Source organism: Enterobacter cloacae complex sp. P47BA, assembly GCF_014930485.1.
Lineage (GTDB): Bacteria > Pseudomonadota > Gammaproteobacteria > Enterobacterales > Enterobacteriaceae > Enterobacter > Enterobacter bugandensis.
Window position 1 is genome coordinate 163,518 of record NZ_JADBRF010000005.1, and the last position, 18,193, is coordinate 181,710.

Sequence of the window (18,193 nt, forward strand, 5' to 3'; positions counted from 1 at the left end):
GCTTTGCCTTACCCGGCCTACGTTTCTGCGCTCACGCTAAAACGGGAATAACACCGGAATTAACACCACGCACACCACCATCACCAGCACGGTGAACGGCACGCCCAGCTTCACGAAATCGCTGAACTTATAATTCCCCGGCCCCAGCACCAGCGTGTTCACCGGCGATGAAACCGGCGTCATAAACGCCGCGGATGCCGCCATCGCGACCATCATCGCAAACGGGTACGGCGACACGCCCATAGATTTCGCCATCGCCAGCGCAATGGGCGCCATCAGCACCGCCGTCGCGGTATTCGAGATAAATAACCCTATCGTGGCGCACATGACAAACAGACAGACCATCATCATGTATGGTCCATACCCGCCGCCCACGTCCATCAAGCCTTTTACGATCAGATCCACCCCGCCGGTTTTTTGCAGTGCCAGGGCAAAGGGCATCATCCCGACGATAAGAATAATGCTCGGCCAGTGAATGGCTTTATACGCGCTTTCGGCGTCAATGCAACGGAATTTCCCCATCAGCAGGCAGGCGATAATGGCCGCGACCGGATTAGGGATTTCATCGGTCAGCATCAGCGCCACCATCAATACCAGACAGAAAATCGCATGGGGCGCCTGGCTGTGCGCCGGGGAGGCATCGCTCTCCTCGACCGGCATGTTGAGCACCACAAAATCACGCCCTTTTTGCCCGAGCTGGCTTATCAGCTTCCAGTTGCCGACCACGAGAAAGATATCGCCCAGCAGGATCGGCTCATCGACGACGGCCCCTTCCATTGCCACGCCATCACGCTTCAGCCCCACTACGTTCAGGCCATAGCGGGTACGGAACCCCATTTCACGCACGGTTTTACCCAGCAGTTCCGATTCCGGTATCAGCGACACTTCGGCCATCCCCACATCCAGCGCCTGGTCGGAGAAATACTCGCCGCGTAGCACCATCGGCTCCAGCAGCTGCTCGCTACAGAACTCTCGCAGATCCACGTCCGCCGTTGACATATCAATCAGCAGGACATCACGCGCGCGGAACTCTGATACCCCGTTCACGTTAACGATCACCCGGCGAAAACGACGCCAGCGCTCAACCCCGATCACGTTCGCGCCATAACGCTCGCGCAGCTTAAGGTCGTCGAGCCGCTGGCCGACCATCGGCGAGCCGGGGCGAATGGCCAGACGGCGCGCCCGCCCGGTGAGGCGGTACTCTTTGATCAGATCGCGGAAGGTACGTCGCTTCCACCCCTCTTTATTCTTATCCTGTTTGTCGCCTTTGAGGGCAAAACGGGTCAGCAGCATGTAGACCACGCCCATCGCCAGAATCACCAGCCCAAGCGGGGTGACGCTGAAAAAGCTGAAGCCCTGAAACCCTTCACGAATCAGCTCGCTATTGACCACCAGGTTCGGCGGCGTCGCCACCAGCGTCATCATTCCGCTGATCAAACCGGCAAAGCTCAGGGGCATCATCAGGCGCGACGGCGAGCTCTGCATCCGCATTGAAACGCTCAGCACCACCGGGATAAAAATAGCGACCACGCCCGTTGAGCTCATAAACGCCCCCAGTCCGGCGACCGTCAGCATCAGGTAGATCAGCATTTTAGTTTCACTGCTGCCGGCCACCTTAACCAACCACGCGCCCATGATGGTCGCCACGCCGGTGCGAACAAGGCCGTCGCCGATGATAAACAGGGCAGCTATAAGGATAACGTTGGGGTCGCTGAACCCGGAGAAGGCTTCCGGTAGCGTGAGCGTGCCGCTCAGCACAAACGCGACGATGACAAACAGGGCGACGGCATCCATGCGCACCTTGCCTGTGGCGAAGAGAATAATGGCGATTAAAAGCAGGCTCAGAACCCAGATCAGTTCACCGTTCACAACCTATCCTTGTCAGTGGAAGATGAGAAATTTTGCCATAAAAAAGCCCCAACAGCGTGGGGCTATATCATGGGATTACATTTTTAGCGAGACGGTTACAACTCCGTCGGGCGCTTTTGACACCGCCAGCGCCGTCAGGGAATGAATCACAAAGTCCGCCTCGTCCAGGCGTGGAGACCCCGCCGGAACGTTAACGGCAATGACGTGGCTCCCGGCGTTCAGCCCGGCCAGCACGCCAGCGGCCGCATCTTCCACCACCACACACTCTGCAGGCGCGAAGCCCAGCATTTCTGCACCAAGCAGAAACGCATCCGGCTCCGGCTTGCCGCGTTTAACGCGCTCAGCCGTAATGAACACCTCTGGCTTCGGTAAACCGGCCGCCTTATGGCGGGCATGCGCGACCGGAACAGAGCCGGAGGTGACGATAGCCCACGGGATCTGCGCTTCATTCAGATGCTCAAGCAGTTCGCGCGCCCCGGGCAGCGCGGTAATGCCCTCGGTGTCGGTGGCCTCAATCTGCTCCAGGTATTTGAACTCCGCCTGGATCTCTTCCTCAGAACGCCCCGCTAAAAAGTGCCGCAATGAGGTAATGGCCTGTTTGCCATGGATAAAATTCAGCACGTCCTGATGGTCGATGCCGTGCCGGTCGGCCCAGTGGCACCACGAGCGTTCCACCACCGGCAGCGAATCCACCAGCGTACCGTCCAGATCAAACAGAAAACCTTTACACTGCACACGCACCTCCGTCAGGCATTAATGATTTGTTGAATTTCGTTGCTGCTTAAATGGTACTGACGCGGGCAGGCGTGCCACGCGCTCAGCATACGTTGATATTTATCCCACATGGGGGTTTGGGCGTTGAAGCCGTGCGTTCCCGCATCAAAATGGGTGTAGCGCCCTTCGGTGTTCACCATAAAGCGAACATAGCTCAGATAGCGCGCTTCCGTCGCGGCATCAAAGCCTAAGAAGGTCACGCGACGTTCGTCAATGGTCTGCTGGTCTTTGAGGTTCGTCCAGGAGACGTGCAGAGCGTGATACATCTCCATAATGTCGATCACGATGCGGCAGGTTTCTTCTTTCAGCTCGCCAAACTCGCGGTCCAGTTCGCGCATTTGCAAACCAAAACCGCGTTCGACGATGGTTTGCAGGCGGCTGTAGCGCGCAGCGTTATCGGGATCAAGCATAGTCATCATCTTGTACTGGTTAGACAAAATCAGACGTTGAGCATGGGTCATTTCCATCTTTCGACTCCTGTAGCGCATTGCACTGTAAAAAAAAGACACGGTAACGGTGTGTTACTGTGCCTTCTTTTGTTAGTCGTTTCGATGATCAATCACAAGTCATCGAGGAATGTTTTATCCAGCTGCTTAAAAGCACGCTTTAACGTGTCCGCCAGCGCCTGGTAATCCGGCTTGCCTTCAACCGGGGCCAGCGCCTGCCCGGCCTCCTCCAGTTTTCCACGCACTTCATAAAACCAGTGTAAAATTGAAGGCGGAAGCGGCGTAATGGAGCGTTTGCCTAACCACCACAGCCCCTGCATCGGCAGGCTTAACGCGAAGAGCGCCGTTGCGACGGCAGGACCAAGCTGTCCACCGAGGGCGATTTGCCAGCACAGAGTAAAGATAGCGACCGGAGGCATAAAGCGAATCGCATAGCGCGTGGCGCGGATCGTGCGATTCTCAATAAACATTGGCGCAAGGCGCTTTTCCATTGGCCACGTCTTTGCGTAATGCTGTCCCCGACGAAACAGACTGAAAAAGCTCACGGACGGGATTTCGGGTGTCGACATGGCTGTACCTCAACTTCACATATAAAAATTAAAATTTTTGTGCAAAACCACAACAGGCTATGACAACGTTCAAAATATTTTGTCATCGCTACCCCGTATCGGGTATTCTGTGCCAGCCTGATAGGGCCGTAGACGAGAAGCGTTAACTCGTCAAATTATCGCATATTATGCCATTGTCTGAAAAATGTTCAAAATGGCTTAAAATCATAGGTATTTCTTCCATCCTGCCAGAATGTTCGTTTGGCATGATGTTAATCATAAACGTCTGGGTCAGCTTGCGTTACGCTTTTAGGCTCATTGACGTTTTTTTAGCCACGTATCAATTATAGGTACTTCCATGTCGAGTAAGTTAGTACTGGTTCTGAACTGCGGTAGCTCTTCACTGAAATTCGCCATCATCGATGCGCTCAACGGTGACGAGTACCTCTCTGGTTTGGCCGAATGTTTCCATCTGCCTGAAGCACGTATCAAGTGGAAGATGGACGGCAGCAAACAAGAAGCGGCTTTAGGTGCAGGCGCCGCTCACAGTGAAGCGCTGAACTTTATCGTTAACACTATTCTGGCACAAAAACCAGAACTGTCTGCTCAGCTGACTGCGATTGGTCACCGTATCGTCCACGGCGGCGAAAAATACACCAGCTCCGTTGTCATCGACGACTCTGTTATCCAGGGCATCAAAGACTCTGCCTCTTTTGCTCCGCTGCACAACCCGGCGCACCTGATCGGTATCGCTGAAGCGCTGAAGTCCTTCCCGAATCTGAAAGACAAAAACGTGGCCGTGTTTGACACCGCGTTCCATCAGACCATGCCGGAAGAGTCTTACCTCTATGCCCTGCCGTACAGCCTGTACAAAGAGCACGGCGTACGTCGCTACGGCGCGCACGGCACCAGCCACTTCTATGTGACTCAGGAAGCCGCAAAAGTCCTGAACAAGCCAGTTGAAGAAGTCAACATCATCACCTGCCACCTGGGCAACGGTGGTTCTGTTTCTGCTATCCGCAACGGTAAATGTGTTGATACCTCTATGGGTCTGACCCCGCTGGAAGGTCTGGTGATGGGTACCCGTTCCGGTGATATCGACCCGGCGATCATCTTCCACCTGCACGACACTCTGGGCATGAGCGTTGACGACATCAACAAAATGCTGACCAAAGAGTCTGGCCTGCTGGGTCTGACCGAAGTCACCAGCGACTGCCGTTACGTTGAAGACAACTACGACAGCAAAGAAGACGCGAAGCGTGCAATGGACGTTTACTGCCACCGTCTGGCGAAGTACATCGGTTCTTACACCGCGCTGATGGACGGTCGTCTGGACGCGGTTATCTTCACCGGCGGCATCGGTGAGAACGCGGCAATGGTACGTGAACTGTCCCTGGGCAAACTGGGCGTTCTGGGCTTCGAAGTCGATCACGAGCGTAACCTGGCTGCCCGCTTCGGCAAGTCTGGCTTCATCAACAAAGAAGGCACCCGCCCGGCTATCGTTATCCCAACTAACGAAGAGCTGGTCATCGCGCAAGACGCGTGCCGCCTGACTGCCTGATTCCACACCGCCAGCAATGCTGGCGGTGCTGTTTTGTAACCCGCCCAACGCGGCGGTAACGAAAGAGGATAAACCGTGTCCCGTACTATTATGCTGATCCCTACCGGAACCAGCGTCGGCCTGACCAGCGTCAGCCTCGGCGTGATCCGCGCTATGGAACGCAAAGGCGTTCGTCTGAGCGTCTTTAAGCCTATTGCCCAGCCTCGTGCCGGTGGCGATGCGCCAGACCAGACCACCACCATCGTGCGTAAGAATTCCAATCTTCCTGCGGCTGAACCGCTGAAGATGAGCCACGTTGAGTCTCTGCTCTCCAGCAACCAGAAAGACGTGCTGATGGAAGAGATCATCGCCAACTACCACGCTAACGCGCAGGACGCGGAAGTGGTGCTGGTTGAAGGCCTGGTCCCGACCCGCAAACACCAGTTTGCCCAGTCCCTGAACTTTGAAATCGCGAAAACCCTGAACGCAGAGATCGTTTTCGTGATGTCTCAGGGGACTGATACCCCAGAGCAGCTGAAAGAGCGTATCGAACTAACGCGCAGCAGCTTCGGCGGTGCGAAAAACACCAGCATCACTGGCGTGATCGTTAACAAACTGAACGCACCGGTTGATGAACAGGGCCGTACGCGTCCTGACCTGTCCGAAATCTTCGACGACTCTTCCAAAGCGAAAGTCATCAAGGTTGATCCGGCAAAGCTGCAGGAATCCAGCCCGCTGCCTGTACTCGGGGCAGTGCCATGGAGCTTCGATCTGATTGCCACCCGTGCAATCGATATGGCGCGTCACCTGAACGCGACCATCGTTAACGAAGGCGATATTAACACCCGCCGCGTGAAGTCCGTGACCTTCTGTGCGCGCAGCATTCCGCACATGCTGGAGCACTTCCGCGCAGGTTCCCTGCTGGTGACCTCCGCAGACCGTCCGGACGTGCTGGTTGCTGCCTGCCTGGCGGCGATGAACGGCGTGGAAATCGGTGCAATCCTGCTGACCGGCGGCTACGAAATGGACGCGCGCATCAGCAAGCTGTGCGAACGTGCGTTCGCTACCGGCCTGCCAGTCTTCATGGTGAACACCAACACCTGGCAGACCTCTCTGAGCCTGCAAAGCTTCAACCTGGAAGTGCCGGTTGATGACCACGAGCGTATCGAGAAAGTTCAGGAATACGTTGCGGGCTACATCAACGCAGACTGGATCGAATCCCTGACCGCGACCTCCGAGCGCAGCCGCCGTCTGTCTCCTCCAGCCTTCCGCTACCAGCTGACCGAGCTGGCGCGTAAAGCGGGCAAACGCGTAGTTCTGCCAGAAGGCGACGAGCCACGTACCGTTAAAGCGGCGGCCATCTGTGCAGAGCGCGGTATTGCGACCTGTGTGCTGCTGGGTAACCCGGACGAGATCAACCGCGTTGCGGCGTCTCAGGGCGTTGAGCTGGGTGCTGGCATTGAAATCGTTGACCCGGAAGTGGTGCGCGAAAGCTACGTTGCCCGTCTGGTTGAGCTGCGTAAGAACAAAGGCATGACCGAAGCCGTTGCGCGCGAGCAGCTGGAAGACAACGTCGTGCTGGGCACGCTGATGCTGGAGCAGGACGAAGTTGACGGTCTGGTTTCCGGTGCGGTTCACACCACCGCGAACACAATCCGTCCGCCGTTGCAGCTGATCAAAACCGCACCGGGCAGCTCTCTGGTTTCTTCCGTGTTCTTCATGCTGCTGCCTGAACAGGTTTACGTTTACGGCGACTGCGCGATCAACCCGGATCCTACCGCAGAACAGCTGGCAGAAATCGCTATCCAGTCTGCGGACTCCGCGACTGCCTTCGGTATTGAACCACGCGTAGCGATGCTCTCCTACTCCACCGGCACCTCTGGTGCAGGTAGCGACGTAGAGAAAGTTCGTGAAGCGACCCGTATTGCGCAGGAAAAACGTCCCGATCTGATGATCGACGGCCCGCTGCAGTACGACGCCGCGGTCATGGCTGACGTGGCGAAATCCAAAGCGCCGAACTCGCCGGTTGCCGGTCGCGCTACCGTGTTCATCTTCCCGGATCTGAACACCGGTAACACCACCTACAAAGCGGTACAGCGTTCTGCCGACCTGATCTCCATCGGGCCAATGCTGCAGGGCATGCGCAAGCCTGTGAACGACCTGTCCCGTGGTGCGCTGGTTGACGATATCGTCTACACCATCGCGCTGACGGCGATTCAGTCTTCGCAGCAGCAGTAATGTTAAAAAGCCCGGTGGCGCTAGCGCTTACCGGGCCTACGGTGTTGTAGCCCGGATAAGCGAAGCGCCATCCGGCAAGAAAGGCGACCACTTAATTGGTCGCCTTTTTTTATTACAGCAGCTCGCGCGCCGCCGACACAATGTCATGCGCCGTCAGGCCATACTCTTTTTGCAGGAAGTCCTGTGTGCCCACCTGGCCGTAACGCTCCTTCACGCCCACGCGACGCATCGGCACCGGGCAGGTCTCCACCAGCACTTCCGCCACCGCTGACCCGAGACCGTTGTGAATACTGTGGTTTTCGCAGGTGACGATGCGCCCGGTTTTCTCGGCATAGTTTTTCACCAGCATCCGATCGATGGGCTTCAGGGTAAACATGTCGATGACCGCTGCGCTTACCCCTTCCTGTTCAAGCTGGCGCGCCGCCTCCAGCGCTTCCGCCACCATGATACCGTTGGCAATCAGCGTGATATCGCTTCCCTCGCGCAACACGTTGCCTTTGCCAATGGTGAAGGTTGAGCCCGGCGCATAGACGCTCGGCGCCTGCTTGCGGATGGTGCGCACCCAGTAGAAGCCTTCGAGATCGATAAGCTGACGCAGCACATCCTCGAACATCACCGCATCGGTGACTTCCAGCACCACCGAATGCGCCAGACCGCGCACGATGCCCATATCCTCGAAGGACATGTGCGTCCCGCCGTTGTGGCAGGCCGTCACGCCCGCATCCGAGGCAATCACCTTCACGTTGTTGCGCTGGTAGTCCAGGGACATAAACAGCTGGTCGAAGCAGCGGCGGCTGGCAAACGCGGTGAAGGTGTGCACGAACGGCTTACGGCCGGTGAGCGACAGCCCCGCCGCAGTGCCGATGACGTTGGCCTCCATAATGCCGCAGTTAATCACGTGCTGCGGATAATCGCGCGCTACGCCGTCCATCGCCATTGAGCTCATCAGGTCCGCTTCCAGGGCGATAATCTCGCTGCCGGCCTCAATCTGCTTTGCCACAAAGCCCGCGTAGACCTTGCGCATCTCAACGGCGTCTTTCTGTCCTGCCGGTGCAACCTTAATCATGTGAAGCCTCCAGTTGGCGAATGGTCTCATTAAGGGCCGCTTTGCTCTCCGCGGTTAATCGCAGGTGGTGCGAGTTGCTGAGCTGTTCCAGGTACGGCACGCCCTGCCCTTTGATGCTGTCGAGGATCACCACTCGCGGACGCGCATCGGCCTCCGGTACCCTTGAAGTCACCTTCAGCAGTGCCGGAATGTCATCCCCTTTGACCGTCACCACATCAAAGCCAAAGGCGCGGAATTTGCCCTCCAGGTCGAAGGCACAGATGATTTCGTCCAGTTCGCCGTCGAGCTGCTGTTTGTTCCAGTCCACGAACACGGTCAGGTTGTTCAGACGATGGTGAGCGATAAACTGGAACGCTTCCCAGCACTGGCCTTCGTTCAGCTCGCCGTCGCCAACGATGCAGAAGACCCGATTCGGTCGCCCGGCCAGCCTGTGCGAGAGTGCCATACCGCCCGCAATGGAGATCCCCTGCCCCAGCGAGCCGGTGGTGGCATCCACGCCGCGCGTTTTCAGGCGGTCCGGGTGGCTGGGCAGACGCGTGCCGTTCTGGTTCAGCGTGCTCAACTCTTCAACCGGGAAGTAGCCCTTAATCGCCAGGGTGCTGTAGAGCGCCGGGCCTGCATGACCTTTCGACAGCACAAAGTAATCGCGCTCAGGCCAGTCCGGATCCGCCGGGTCGATCTTCATCACGGCGCCGTACAGCACCGCCAGGGTTTCCACCACCGACATGCTGCCGCCGTAGTGCCCAAAGCCCAGCTGCGTCAGGGATTTGAGGGTTTCAAGACGGATCTGACGCGCCAGTTCGGTTATCTCGTTCTCATTCATGATTTGGCTCCGGTATTTTCCTGCGCGTTACTACCCGCAGGTTTGTTTTTCGCGAAGATGTTGTAGGCCACCAGCAGCGCGAACAGCGCCACAACCAGCCCGGTGATGGCAAGCGGTGACAGGAAGCGCGCCAGGTTGCCCAGCACAATCCCGACCGCGCCGAAGTCGGCGTCCGAGAAGGTGGTGTTAGCAAAGCCAATCGCACCCAGTACCGGCAGCAGCAGGACCGGCAGGAAGGTAATCAGCAGGCCGTTGGCAAAGGCGCCAATCATTGCCCCGCGACGTCCACCGGTGGCGTTTCCGAACACGCCCGCCGTTGCACCGGTGAAGAAGTGCGGTACTACGCCCGGCAGGATCAGCACCCAGCTAAACTGACCGCAGATCAACAACCCCACAATTCCCCCGAGGAAGCTGAACAGGAAGCCAATCAGCACCGCGTTTGGCGCATACGGGTAGACCACCGGGCAGTCCAGCGCCGGACGCGCGTTCGGCACCAGTTTTTCCGAGAAGCCGGTAAAGGCCGGGACGATTTCCGCCAGAATCAGGCGCACGCCCTGCAGGATGATGAACACGCCCGCCGCGAAGGTGATCGCCATGATGATGGCGTAGACGAGGTAGTTTTGCCCGCCGCTGAAGGTGGACTCCACGTACTCACGCCCGGCGCTTACCGCCATGATCAGGTAGATAATCATCATGGTCAGGGAGATGGAGATCGAACTGTCGCGCAGGAAGCTGAGGTTTTTCGGCAGGTTCATCTCTTCGGTGGAGCGCGAGCCTTTGCCGACCCTGCTGCCAATCCAGCCGGACAGCACGTAGCCCAGCGTACCGAAATGACCGAAGGCAATCTCATCGTTGCCGGTAATACGCTTCATATAGCGCTGCGCAATCGCCGGGAAAAAGGCCATAATCAGGCCGAGGATCAGCGAACCGGTAAAGACCAGCCCCACCCCTTCAAAGCCTGCGACCGTCAGGATCACGCCGATCATGCACGCCATGTAGAAGGTGTGATGCCCGGTCAGGAAGATGTACTTCAGGCGGGTAAAGCGCGCGACGACAATGTTCGCCACCATGCCGAAGGCCATGATCAGCGCGGTCGAGGCACCGTATTTTTCCAGCGCGATCGACACAATCGCTTCATTGTTTGGAATAATGCCCTGGATATTAAAAGCGTGCTCAAACATACCGCCTAACGGGTTTAACGACCCCACCAGCACCGTGGCGCCACCGCCCAGTACAATAAAGCCGAGAATCGTTTTAATTGTGCCTTTTACGACATCAGAAAATGCTTTTTTCTGCGCGACCAGACCAATTAACGCAATTAAACCCACCAGCACCGAAGGGACTTTTAAAATATCGACAACGAAATTCAGCGTTTCAAGGATAAACATATCCACCTCGCCTTATCAGGGTTATTGTCTGTCGAACCAGGCGCGCAGCTGCGCTTCGAGTTCGTTGATATCAATGATGTTGTTGATCACCACCAGCTGGCTTTCCGGCACGCTGGCGCTGGCCGCGATGTCTTTCGCCATCACGAACAGGTCCGCCGCGCCCGGCGTGGCGGAGGAGAGATCGGAGTGTTCAACCTCGGCCTCAATGTCCAGCTTTTTAAGCACTTTTTTAATGTTCATTTCGACCATAAAACTGCTGCCCAGGCCAGAACCGCAAATAGCCATGATTTTCATTGTTGTCCCCTTATTTTGAGTAGAGCACGCCCCATCACGCTGGCGCGTAATGTTGTGAATAATCGGATTAAAAAATTAAATCAGAAGCGGTCAATAATGGTTTTAATGTCCTCCAGGGTATTCGCCTGATGTAATTTCTCCATATCTTCGTCGCTGGAAAATAATTCAGCGAGCGCGGATATCATTTCGATATGGCTATGTTTATCTGGTGCCGCGAGCATAATAATCAGATCGACAGGGTCAAACTCTCCGGCACCAAAAGAGACGCCCTGTTTTAGTTTTAATAATGACAAACCCAGTCCTTTGGCGCCTTCCTCTGGCCGCGCATGCGGCATGGCTAGCCCTGGTGCCAGCACATAATAGGGTCCTAACGTATGGTGCTGCTGAATGATTGCCGTCACGTATTCCGGTGCAATCACCTGCAGATCCAGCAGCGGTTTCGCGCATATCTCCAGCGCCTGTGGCCAGCTTTCCACGCTATCCTGCAGCGTGATGGTTGTATCATATATCCATTTTTTGAGCATTTTCCCTCCCGCCAAACGCTAAAGATGGGCAAACTTTATTCAACCCATCAATCATTGACTGCGATCGCGATCACAAAGATAGCGCTACCAATTACTAACATGCAGAAATGTGATAGCGCTATCAAAATGTAATCATGGTGTGAAATCACAGCAAAAAAAGGGATTTAAGGCGTATACTGCCTGTCACCTGAAATGAAGGAAAAAAGAACGCGTCTGGTCAGCAGGAAGGTGTATGTCTTTAACCCGAAAACGGCGCAGTACCGGAAAAGTCACGCTCGCTGATGTCGCGCAGCTTGCCGGAGTCGGCACGATGACCGTCTCCCGTGCGCTCCGCACGCCCGAACAGGTTTCCGATAAACTGCGTGAAAAAATTGAAGCTGCGGTGCAGGAGCTGGGCTATATGCCCAATCTCGCCGCCAGCGCACTGGCATCCGCGTCCTCATGGACGATTGCGATGGTTGTTCCCAACCTTTCCGAAGCCGGTTGCTCTGAAATGTTTGCGGGCCTACAGCAGGTGCTGCAGCCCGCCGGATACCAGATTATGCTGGCAGAGTCCCAGCATCGGCTTGAGCAGGAAGAGAAGCTGCTTGAGACCCTGCTGGCGTCAAATATCGCCGCCGCGATTTTGCTCAGCGTCGAGCACACCGACACCGTTCGCCACTGGCTGAAAAACGCCTCGATTCCGGTAATGGAGATGGGTGCGATGCGCGCCGATCCGATCGATATGAATATCGGGATCGATAACGTGGCGGCCATGTACGAGCTGACGGAAATGGTGATTAGGCGCGGCTACCAGAATATCGGCCTGCTGTGCGCCAACCAGGAGCAGTGGATTTTCCAGCAGCATTTGCAGGGCTGGTACAAGGCGATGCTGCGCCATCATCTGTCGCCGAACCGGGTGATTAACGCAGCGATGCCGCCGAGCTTCTCGACCGGCGCGGCACAGCTGCCAGAGTTCTTGCTGGCGTGGCCGGAGCTGGATGCGCTGGTGTGCGTATCAGACGAGCTGGCCTGCGGCGCGCTGTATGAGTGTCAGCGTCGACGCATTAAAGTGCCGGACGATCTGGCTGTCGTGGGCTTTGGCGATAGCGACGTGAGCCGCGTCTGCCAGCCGCCGCTGACGACGATGGCGGTACCGCATCGAAAGATTGGGATTGAGGCAGGTAAAGCGCTACTGGAACGTCTGAATGACGGAGACTGGCGCGACCAAAAACCCATCGCGTCCAGCCTGTGCCTGCGGGAAAGCTGTTAAGGCTTACTCAGCCTCTTCCTCTTTTTCCGCTTTGTTTTCCGGCTTAGCGGATTCGTTTTTGGCGTTGCGGGTCATCCACAGCGCCAGCGCTTTTAACGAATCCGGCGTGAACTCGTCACAGCGGGCGGTAATCTCTTCCGGCGTCATCCAGCAGACTTCGCTCACTTCCTCTTCCTGCAGGGCGAAAGGCCCATGGGAAACGCAGCTAAACAGTCCCCCCCAGACGCGGCAATGTTCGTCTTCGAAATAGAACTGCCCGTGCTCGGCAAACGGCACCCCGGCGATACCTAACTCTTCTTCCGCTTCACGACGTGCGGAATCCAGCAGCACTTCATCGGCCTGCACGACGCCGCCTGCGGTGGCATCAAGCATGCCCGGAAGAAAATCTTTGGTGTCCGTGCGGCGCTGGACCAGAATCTTGCCCATGCCGTCATGCACAACGATGTACGTTGCACGGTGACGCAGGCGCTCTGCACGCATTTGTTCGCGGCTCGCCTGCGCGATCACTTCATTTTCTTCGCTGACAATGTCAACCCATTCAGTACTTGCCAAATGATTCTGCTCCACCATCGGGAAACCTTCTCGTCTAAGCGCTCTTTCGGCGCGTTTGCAGTTGTGGTGTAACTTACGGATTAATCGCTACCTGCGCAATAACTTGCTGATCATTAAGTGCGATAACGCTCAGGGTATTTCCATCCAGCAGGCCATAGCTCGCAGGATACCCGCCTTTCGGGATGCTGACCGACCCCGGGTTAAAGTGGTAAATCTCACCGCGTTTTTCAGCCACCGGAATATGAGTATGGCCGTAAACCAGGACATCGCCAGCCGTGAGCGCCGGGAGATTATCCGGGCCGAAAAGGTGTCCGTGGGTCAGAAACAGGCGGCTGTTTTCCAGCAGAACCTGTTGCCATGGCGCGGTAAGGGGAAAATGCAGCAGCATCTGGTCGACTTCGCTGTCGCAATTACCGCGAACGGCGATAATGCGCGAGGCAAACGGGTTAAGCTTTTCCGCCACCTGCGCCGGGGCATAGCCTTCCGGCAGCGCATTACGCGGACCATGATTTAACACATCCCCCAGAATCACCAGCCATTGGGCCCCGCTTTGCGAAAACAGAGAAAGCACTCGCTCGGTCGCGGGCAGCGATCCATGGATATCTGACGCAAACATCAGTTTCATCCGTCACTCCCTGGTAAAAAAACTCCCCTTATCATACCTGAAGCGTCAGGGCTTATCAGCCCGCGCGCTTAGCGGAGAGTGCCACATAGCGCTGTACGGAGGCTCGCTGCCACTGGAACGCCGCATAGTCCACCAGCAGTTGAGGGATCTCATCGCCGTTGAGGATCAAACGGTTCAGCATCAGCGCCAGATCGGTATCGGCAATACACCATTCACCGAACAGGTTCGGGTTGCCGTGAGCGAGCAGCGAGGTTGCAGTTTCAATCAGCTTTTGCGCGCTATCGACGCCTTCTGCGCTGAGCGCTGGCTTTTTCACACCGGCAAACACGACATCCGTGGAGCGCTCGACGCGAATCGGCACCAGGTCGCTACGCAGCCACGCCTGGATCTGCCGGGCGCGGGCGCGCTTTTGCAGATCGTGAGGATAGATGCGCTCCCACTCCGGCGGCGCAAAACGATCTTCCAGATATTCATCGATCGCCGAGGATTCGCTCAGTGCAAAACCATCCAGTTCCAGCACCGGCACGCGTCGCGTCAGGTCGTAACCCTGCCACTGGGGTTTGAGGTGTTCACCACCGTCGAGATCGACGGTCTTCAGCGTAAAAGAGAGCCCCTTTTCGGCCAGCGCGACGTAAACGCTCATAACATAGGGAGAAAAGAAATTTGCATCGGACCACAACGTAATTACGGGCTGGTTCATAACATCCTCATCGGCTGATCGGTTTTTACTCAACATATAATCTCTTTGCTTCGCTGTCACTTGATGAAAACTCACGATTTACAACAAGCACCTATACTCATTTGTCATGGCACCACTATTCGCATGGACAGGAGTTGAGAATGATTGACCTTTATTACGCCCCTACCCCAAATGGCCACAAGATCACACTCTTTCTCGAAGAAGCCGAACTGGATTACAGAATCATCCGCGTGGATATCAGCAAAGGCGAACAGTTCAACCCTGTGTTTTTGGCTATCTCGCCCAACAATAAAATTCCGGCCATTATTGATAGCCAGCCGGCGGACGGAGGCAGGCCGTTAAGCCTGTTTGAATCCGGTGAAATTTTGCTTTATCTGGCAGAGAAAACCGGCAAGCTGCTGAGCGGTGAACTGCGCGAGCGTCACCACACTCTGCAGTGGCTTTTCTGGCAGTCAAGCGGCTTTGGGCCGATGCTGGGGCAGAACCACCACTTCACCGCCTTCGCGCCGCAGACCATTCCCTACGCCATTGAGCGATATCAGGTTGAAACCCAGCGTCTTTACGGCGTTCTGAACCAGCGGCTGGAGAAAACGCCGTGGCTCGGGGGCGACCATTACAGCATTGCCGATATCGCCTGCTGGCCGTGGGTAAATACGCATGATAAACACCGGATTGACTTAGCGTCTTACCCGGCGGTGAACAACTGGTTTGAGCGTATCCGGACCCGCCCAGCCACCGAACGCGCAATGCAAAAAATCCAGCAGGTTTAATCACCTATGAGGCTGGGTGGCTGAGAGGCTCTCATGTATTATGGGCGGGAAATACTGACACGGAGAAGACCTGCAATGTCACAGCCAGACGCTATTATTCGTATAAAAAATTTACGCTTGCGCACGTTCATTGGTATCAAAGAGGAAGAGATTGCCAACCGTCAGGATATTGTCATTAATGTGGTGATTCACTACCCGGCAGACAAAGCGCGGGCCAGCGAAGACATCAATGACGCGCTGAACTATCGCACGATCACTAAAAACATCATCCAGTACGTGGAAAACAACCGCTTCTCGCTGCTGGAGAAATTAACCCAGGATGTGCTCGATATCGCACGCGATCATCACTGGGTCACTTATGCTGAAGTAGAGATCGATAAACTTCACGCCCTGCGCTATGCCGACTCCGTCTCCATGACGTTAAGCTGGCGACGCCAGGCGTAAACCTGGAGGTTGTATGAAGATTCTGCTGACCGGCGGTACAGGCCTGATTGGGCGCCATCTCATTGCGCGTTTGCAGGCGCTGCATCACGACATTACCGTAGTGACCCGCAGCCCGGAAAAAGCGCGCCAGGTGCTGGGCGCGGGGGTCGATATCTGGAAAGGGCTGGCCGATCGGCAGAATCTGGACGGCTTCGACGCCGTCATCAACCTTGCGGGCGAACCCATCGCCGATAAGCGCTGGACCGAAGAGCAGAAACAGCGGTTGTGCAGCAGCCGCTGGAACATCACCGAGAAGCTGGTTGAGCTGATTCGCAACAGCCAGACCCCGCCGTCGGTGCTGATTTCAGGCTCTGCAACGGGCTATTACGGCGATCTCGGCGAAGTGGTGGTGACCGAGGAAGAGCCGCCCCACAACGAGTTCACCCATAAACTCTGCGCCCAGTGGGAGCGCATCGCCTGCGCGGCGCAAAGCGATAATACCCGCGTCTGCCTGCTGCGTACCGGCGTGGTGCTTGCGCCGAAAGGCGGCATTCTGGGTAAAATGCTTCCGCCCTTCAGGCTGGGGCTCGGCGGGCCGATCGGCAACGGGCGACAGTACCTGGCCTGGATCCATATCGACGATATGGTGAACGGCATTATATGGCTGCTGAATAACGAACTGCGCGGGCCATTTAACATGGTTGCGCCGTATCCGGTGCGAAATGAACAGTTTGCCCACGCGCTGGGGCATGCCCTGCATCGCCCGGCGATATTACGCGTGCCTGCGACGGCGATTCGCCTGTTGATGGGCGAAGCGTCCGTGCTGGTGCTGGGCGGTCAGCGCGCGCTGCCAAAACGGCTGGAAGCGGCGGGGTTTGCGTTTCGCTGGTATGACTTAGAAGAGGCGCTGGGGGATGTGGTACGCTGAATATGTTACAGTGATACGCCATGTTCCGATGAAATGGCGTAACAATGGCAACCATCACCACTCCCCGGCTTCATCTCACCCCTTTCGAACCCTCTGACTGGGCGTTCTTCCGCTCGCTGCGCGAAAACCGCGACATTATGCGCTATATGGCCGCGATTGCGCCTGAGAAAGAGACCCGACGCGTGTTTGCCGCACGCCTGATGGCGGAGCATGTCTTCGTGATCCGCTTTCTGAATGAAGATACGCCACTCGGCGATATCGGCCTGCAAATCAGCCCTGAGAATCGTGAAGAGGCGGACATCGGCTACACGGTTGTGCCTGCCGCGCAGGGAAAAGGCATCGCCAGCGAGGCGCTGCGCGCGGTATGTGACTACGCGTTTAACCAGACCGCCGTGAAGGCGATTAACGCGTACGTGCTGGCGGACAACGGCGGGTCTGTGCGGGTGCTTGAGAAAGCCGGGTTTGTGCGCACGCAGGTGCTTGAAAAGGCGTATGAGATTGACGGTGTGCGGTATGACGACTGGGTGTATCGCCTGGAGTGTGGTGCGGCCTGAATGCCGGGCGGCACTGCGTTTGCCCGGCCTGGGGTTTTGTAGGCCCGGTAAGCGAAGCGTCACCGGGCGATTGGGCTGCACTGCGGGCTGATGCCCTCTTTATTTCAGAGATCCTTTAAGGAACTGCTGCAAACGCGGGCTCTGCGGGTTTGCCAGCACCTCATCAGGGTGCCCCTGCTCTTCAATTTTCCCCTGATGCAGGAAAATCACGTGGTTCGAGACGTTACGGGCGAAGCCCATCTCGTGCGTCACCACCACCATCGTTTTGCCCTCTTCGGCCAACTTCTGCATGATGCGCAGCACTTCGCCGACGAGTTCCGGGTCAAGCGCGGAGGTCGGTTCGTCGAACAGCAGCACTTCCGGCTCCATCGCCAGCGCGCGGGCGATGGAGACACGCTGCTGCTGGCCGCCGGAAAGATGTACCGGATACTTCATCTGCTGGCGCTCGTCGATACCCACTTTCGCCAGGTATTTCACCGCGCGTTCCCGGGCTTCCTGCTTGCTTAGACCGAGCACCTGAACCGGCGCTTCCATCACGTTCTCCAGCACCGTCATGTGGCTCCAGAGGTTGAAATGCTGGAACACCATTGTCAGGCGCGTACGCAGCAGGCGCAGCTGATGCTTATCCGCCACCTTCAGCTGGCCGTCTTTGTCACGCACCAGGTTGATGTTCTGCCCGCTCACCACAATCGAGCCTTCGCTCGGCTTTTCGAGGAAGTTAATGCAGCGCAGGAAGGTACTTTTACCCGAGCCGGATGAACCGATGATACTGATCACGTCGCCCGCGTTAGCCTGCAGCGACACCCCTTTCAGCACTTCATGTTCGCCGTAGCGTTTGTGCAAATCAATAACGTTTAATTTGTTCTCAGCCATCATCTT

The 18,193-nt window shown here is 56.6% G+C and carries 20 protein-coding genes; 7 read left to right on the forward strand and 13 right to left on the reverse strand.

Annotated features, from left to right (window positions below; genetic code table 11):
- Positions 1-36 precede the first annotated feature (36 nt).
- The 4 genes from IM299_RS07810 to yfbV form a co-directional block, all read right to left on the reverse strand.
- On the reverse strand, positions 37-1,869 hold the full coding sequence (locus IM299_RS07810; protein WP_028013936.1) for an SLC13 family permease: 1,833 nt from the start codon (positions 1,867-1,869) through the stop codon (positions 37-39).
- A 75-nt stretch (positions 1,870-1,944) separates the two neighbouring features.
- Positions 1,945-2,604 carry a sugar phosphatase gene (locus IM299_RS07815; RefSeq protein ID WP_041908926.1) on the reverse strand — a complete coding sequence of 220 codons (660 nt, stop codon included), beginning with the start codon at positions 2,602-2,604 and terminating at the stop codon, positions 1,945-1,947.
- Between the two features lie 11 nt (positions 2,605-2,615).
- On the reverse strand, positions 2,616-3,110 hold the full coding sequence (locus IM299_RS07820; protein ID WP_003861461.1) for a YfbU family protein: 495 nt from the start codon (positions 3,108-3,110) through the stop codon (positions 2,616-2,618).
- Between the two features lie 92 nt (positions 3,111-3,202).
- Positions 3,203-3,658, reverse strand: a complete 456-nt coding sequence (gene yfbV / locus IM299_RS07825) for a terminus macrodomain insulation protein YfbV (RefSeq protein WP_028013938.1) — start codon at positions 3,656-3,658, stop codon at positions 3,203-3,205.
- Positions 3,659-3,995: 337 nt separating this feature from the next.
- Between yfbV and ackA the strand changes: the two genes are divergently transcribed.
- Positions 3,996-5,198, forward strand: coding sequence for an acetate kinase (ackA, locus tag IM299_RS07830; protein ID WP_041908924.1), 1,203 nt, complete (start codon positions 3,996-3,998; stop codon positions 5,196-5,198).
- A 75-nt stretch (positions 5,199-5,273) separates the two neighbouring features.
- Positions 5,274-7,415, forward strand: a complete 2,142-nt coding sequence (gene pta, locus IM299_RS07835; protein ID WP_100169935.1) for a phosphate acetyltransferase — start codon at positions 5,274-5,276, stop codon at positions 7,413-7,415.
- Between the two features lie 112 nt (positions 7,416-7,527).
- Here pta and IM299_RS07840 read toward each other — a convergent pair whose 3' ends face one another.
- The 5 genes from IM299_RS07840 to IM299_RS07860 all read right to left on the reverse strand — a co-directional run bounded on the left by IM299_RS07840 (position 7,528) and on the right by IM299_RS07860 (position 11,510).
- Positions 7,528-8,481 carry a transketolase family protein gene (locus IM299_RS07840; RefSeq protein ID WP_045259691.1) on the reverse strand — a complete coding sequence of 318 codons (954 nt, stop codon included), beginning with the start codon at positions 8,479-8,481 and terminating at the stop codon, positions 7,528-7,530.
- Positions 8,474-9,304, reverse strand: coding sequence for a transketolase (locus IM299_RS07845; protein ID WP_028013942.1), 831 nt, complete (start codon positions 9,302-9,304; stop codon positions 8,474-8,476). Before IM299_RS07845 ends, IM299_RS07840 begins: the two co-directional genes overlap by 8 nt.
- Positions 9,301-10,692, reverse strand: coding sequence for a PTS ascorbate transporter subunit IIC (locus IM299_RS07850; RefSeq protein WP_045631476.1), 1,392 nt, complete (start codon positions 10,690-10,692; stop codon positions 9,301-9,303). Before IM299_RS07850 ends, IM299_RS07845 begins: the two co-directional genes overlap by 4 nt.
- Positions 10,693-10,713: 21 nt before the next feature.
- Positions 10,714-10,986 carry a PTS sugar transporter subunit IIB gene (locus IM299_RS07855; RefSeq protein ID WP_041908914.1) on the reverse strand — a complete coding sequence of 91 codons (273 nt, stop codon included), beginning with the start codon at positions 10,984-10,986 and terminating at the stop codon, positions 10,714-10,716.
- An 80-nt stretch (positions 10,987-11,066) separates the two neighbouring features.
- A complete protein-coding gene (locus tag IM299_RS07860; RefSeq protein WP_047367993.1) occupies positions 11,067-11,510 on the reverse strand; it encodes a PTS sugar transporter subunit IIA in 444 nt (147 codons plus the stop codon).
- 232 nt (positions 11,511-11,742) lie between these two features.
- On the opposite strand from IM299_RS07860, the gene IM299_RS07865 reads away from it, so the two are divergent.
- Positions 11,743-12,762 carry a LacI family DNA-binding transcriptional regulator gene (locus IM299_RS07865; RefSeq protein ID WP_041908911.1) on the forward strand — a complete coding sequence of 340 codons (1,020 nt, stop codon included), beginning with the start codon at positions 11,743-11,745 and terminating at the stop codon, positions 12,760-12,762.
- Positions 12,763-12,765: 3 nt separating this feature from the next.
- Here IM299_RS07865 and yfcD read toward each other — a convergent pair whose 3' ends face one another.
- From yfcD to yfcF, 3 genes are read right to left on the reverse strand one after another with little or no spacing between them, the layout of a single operon-like run.
- Positions 12,766-13,332: an NUDIX hydrolase YfcD gene (gene yfcD / locus IM299_RS07870; protein WP_006811396.1), complete on the reverse strand. Its 567-nt coding sequence runs from the start codon at positions 13,330-13,332 to the stop codon at positions 12,766-12,768.
- Positions 13,333-13,387: 55 nt separating this feature from the next.
- On the reverse strand, positions 13,388-13,939 hold the full coding sequence (gene yfcE / locus IM299_RS07875; protein WP_048958033.1) for a phosphodiesterase: 552 nt from the start codon (positions 13,937-13,939) through the stop codon (positions 13,388-13,390).
- A 55-nt stretch (positions 13,940-13,994) separates the two neighbouring features.
- On the reverse strand, positions 13,995-14,639 hold the full coding sequence (gene yfcF / locus IM299_RS07880) for a glutathione transferase (protein WP_041908907.1): 645 nt from the start codon (positions 14,637-14,639) through the stop codon (positions 13,995-13,997).
- 140 nt (positions 14,640-14,779) lie between these two features.
- On the opposite strand from yfcF, the gene yfcG reads away from it, so the two are divergent.
- The 4 genes from yfcG to IM299_RS07900 all read left to right on the forward strand — a co-directional run bounded on the left by yfcG (position 14,780) and on the right by IM299_RS07900 (position 17,314).
- On the forward strand, positions 14,780-15,409 hold the full coding sequence (gene yfcG / locus IM299_RS07885) for a GSH-dependent disulfide bond oxidoreductase (protein WP_028013949.1): 630 nt from the start codon (positions 14,780-14,782) through the stop codon (positions 15,407-15,409).
- Positions 15,410-15,484: 75 nt separating this feature from the next.
- Complete coding sequence (gene folX, locus IM299_RS07890) at positions 15,485-15,853, forward strand: dihydroneopterin triphosphate 2'-epimerase (RefSeq protein ID WP_028013950.1); 369 nt, start codon at positions 15,485-15,487, stop codon at positions 15,851-15,853.
- 13 nt (positions 15,854-15,866) lie between these two features.
- Positions 15,867-16,760 carry a TIGR01777 family oxidoreductase gene (locus IM299_RS07895; RefSeq protein WP_193357280.1) on the forward strand — a complete coding sequence of 298 codons (894 nt, stop codon included), beginning with the start codon at positions 15,867-15,869 and terminating at the stop codon, positions 16,758-16,760.
- Positions 16,761-16,804: 44 nt separating this feature from the next.
- Complete coding sequence (locus tag IM299_RS07900; RefSeq protein WP_045631479.1) at positions 16,805-17,314, forward strand: GNAT family N-acetyltransferase; 510 nt, start codon at positions 16,805-16,807, stop codon at positions 17,312-17,314.
- Positions 17,315-17,413: 99 nt separating this feature from the next.
- Here the strand turns inward: IM299_RS07900 and hisP are convergent, their stop codons facing one another.
- Positions 17,414-18,187: a histidine ABC transporter ATP-binding protein HisP gene (hisP, locus tag IM299_RS07905; RefSeq protein ID WP_010433274.1), complete on the reverse strand. Its 774-nt coding sequence runs from the start codon at positions 18,185-18,187 to the stop codon at positions 17,414-17,416.
- Between the last annotated feature and the right edge of the window lie 6 nt (positions 18,188-18,193).

What these genes read in the sequence shown, in the direction of transcription:
- IM299_RS07820 (WP_003861461.1), bottom strand. Translation starts at nt 3,110, where the DNA reads ATGGAAATGACCCATGCTCAACGTCTGATTTTGTCTAACCAGTACAAG.
- IM299_RS07840 (WP_045259691.1), bottom strand. Translation starts at nt 8,481, where the DNA reads ATGATTAAGGTTGCACCGGCAGGACAGAAAGACGCCGTTGAGATGCGC.
- IM299_RS07865 (WP_041908911.1), top strand. Translation starts at nt 11,743, where the DNA reads ATGTCTTTAACCCGAAAACGGCGCAGTACCGGAAAAGTCACGCTCGCT.
- IM299_RS07855 (WP_041908914.1), bottom strand. Translation starts at nt 10,986, where the DNA reads ATGAAAATCATGGCTATTTGCGGTTCTGGCCTGGGCAGCAGTTTTATG.
- yfcD (WP_006811396.1), bottom strand. Translation starts at nt 13,332, where the DNA reads ATGGTGGAGCAGAATCATTTGGCAAGTACTGAATGGGTTGACATTGTC.
- ackA (WP_041908924.1), top strand. Translation starts at nt 3,996, where the DNA reads ATGTCGAGTAAGTTAGTACTGGTTCTGAACTGCGGTAGCTCTTCACTG.
- IM299_RS07900 (WP_045631479.1), top strand. Translation starts at nt 16,805, where the DNA reads ATGGCAACCATCACCACTCCCCGGCTTCATCTCACCCCTTTCGAACCC.
- yfbV (WP_028013938.1), bottom strand. Translation starts at nt 3,658, where the DNA reads ATGTCGACACCCGAAATCCCGTCCGTGAGCTTTTTCAGTCTGTTTCGT.
- yfcF (WP_041908907.1), bottom strand. Translation starts at nt 14,639, where the DNA reads ATGAACCAGCCCGTAATTACGTTGTGGTCCGATGCAAATTTCTTTTCT.
- yfcE (WP_048958033.1), bottom strand. Translation starts at nt 13,939, where the DNA reads ATGAAACTGATGTTTGCGTCAGATATCCATGGATCGCTGCCCGCGACC.
- yfcG (WP_028013949.1), top strand. Translation starts at nt 14,780, where the DNA reads ATGATTGACCTTTATTACGCCCCTACCCCAAATGGCCACAAGATCACA.
- folX (WP_028013950.1), top strand. Translation starts at nt 15,485, where the DNA reads ATGTCACAGCCAGACGCTATTATTCGTATAAAAAATTTACGCTTGCGC.
- IM299_RS07845 (WP_028013942.1), bottom strand. Translation starts at nt 9,304, where the DNA reads ATGAATGAGAACGAGATAACCGAACTGGCGCGTCAGATCCGTCTTGAA.
- hisP (WP_010433274.1), bottom strand. Translation starts at nt 18,187, where the DNA reads ATGGCTGAGAACAAATTAAACGTTATTGATTTGCACAAACGCTACGGC.
- IM299_RS07895 (WP_193357280.1), top strand. Translation starts at nt 15,867, where the DNA reads ATGAAGATTCTGCTGACCGGCGGTACAGGCCTGATTGGGCGCCATCTC.
- IM299_RS07850 (WP_045631476.1), bottom strand. Translation starts at nt 10,692, where the DNA reads ATGTTTATCCTTGAAACGCTGAATTTCGTTGTCGATATTTTAAAAGTC.
- IM299_RS07860 (WP_047367993.1), bottom strand. Translation starts at nt 11,510, where the DNA reads ATGCTCAAAAAATGGATATATGATACAACCATCACGCTGCAGGATAGC.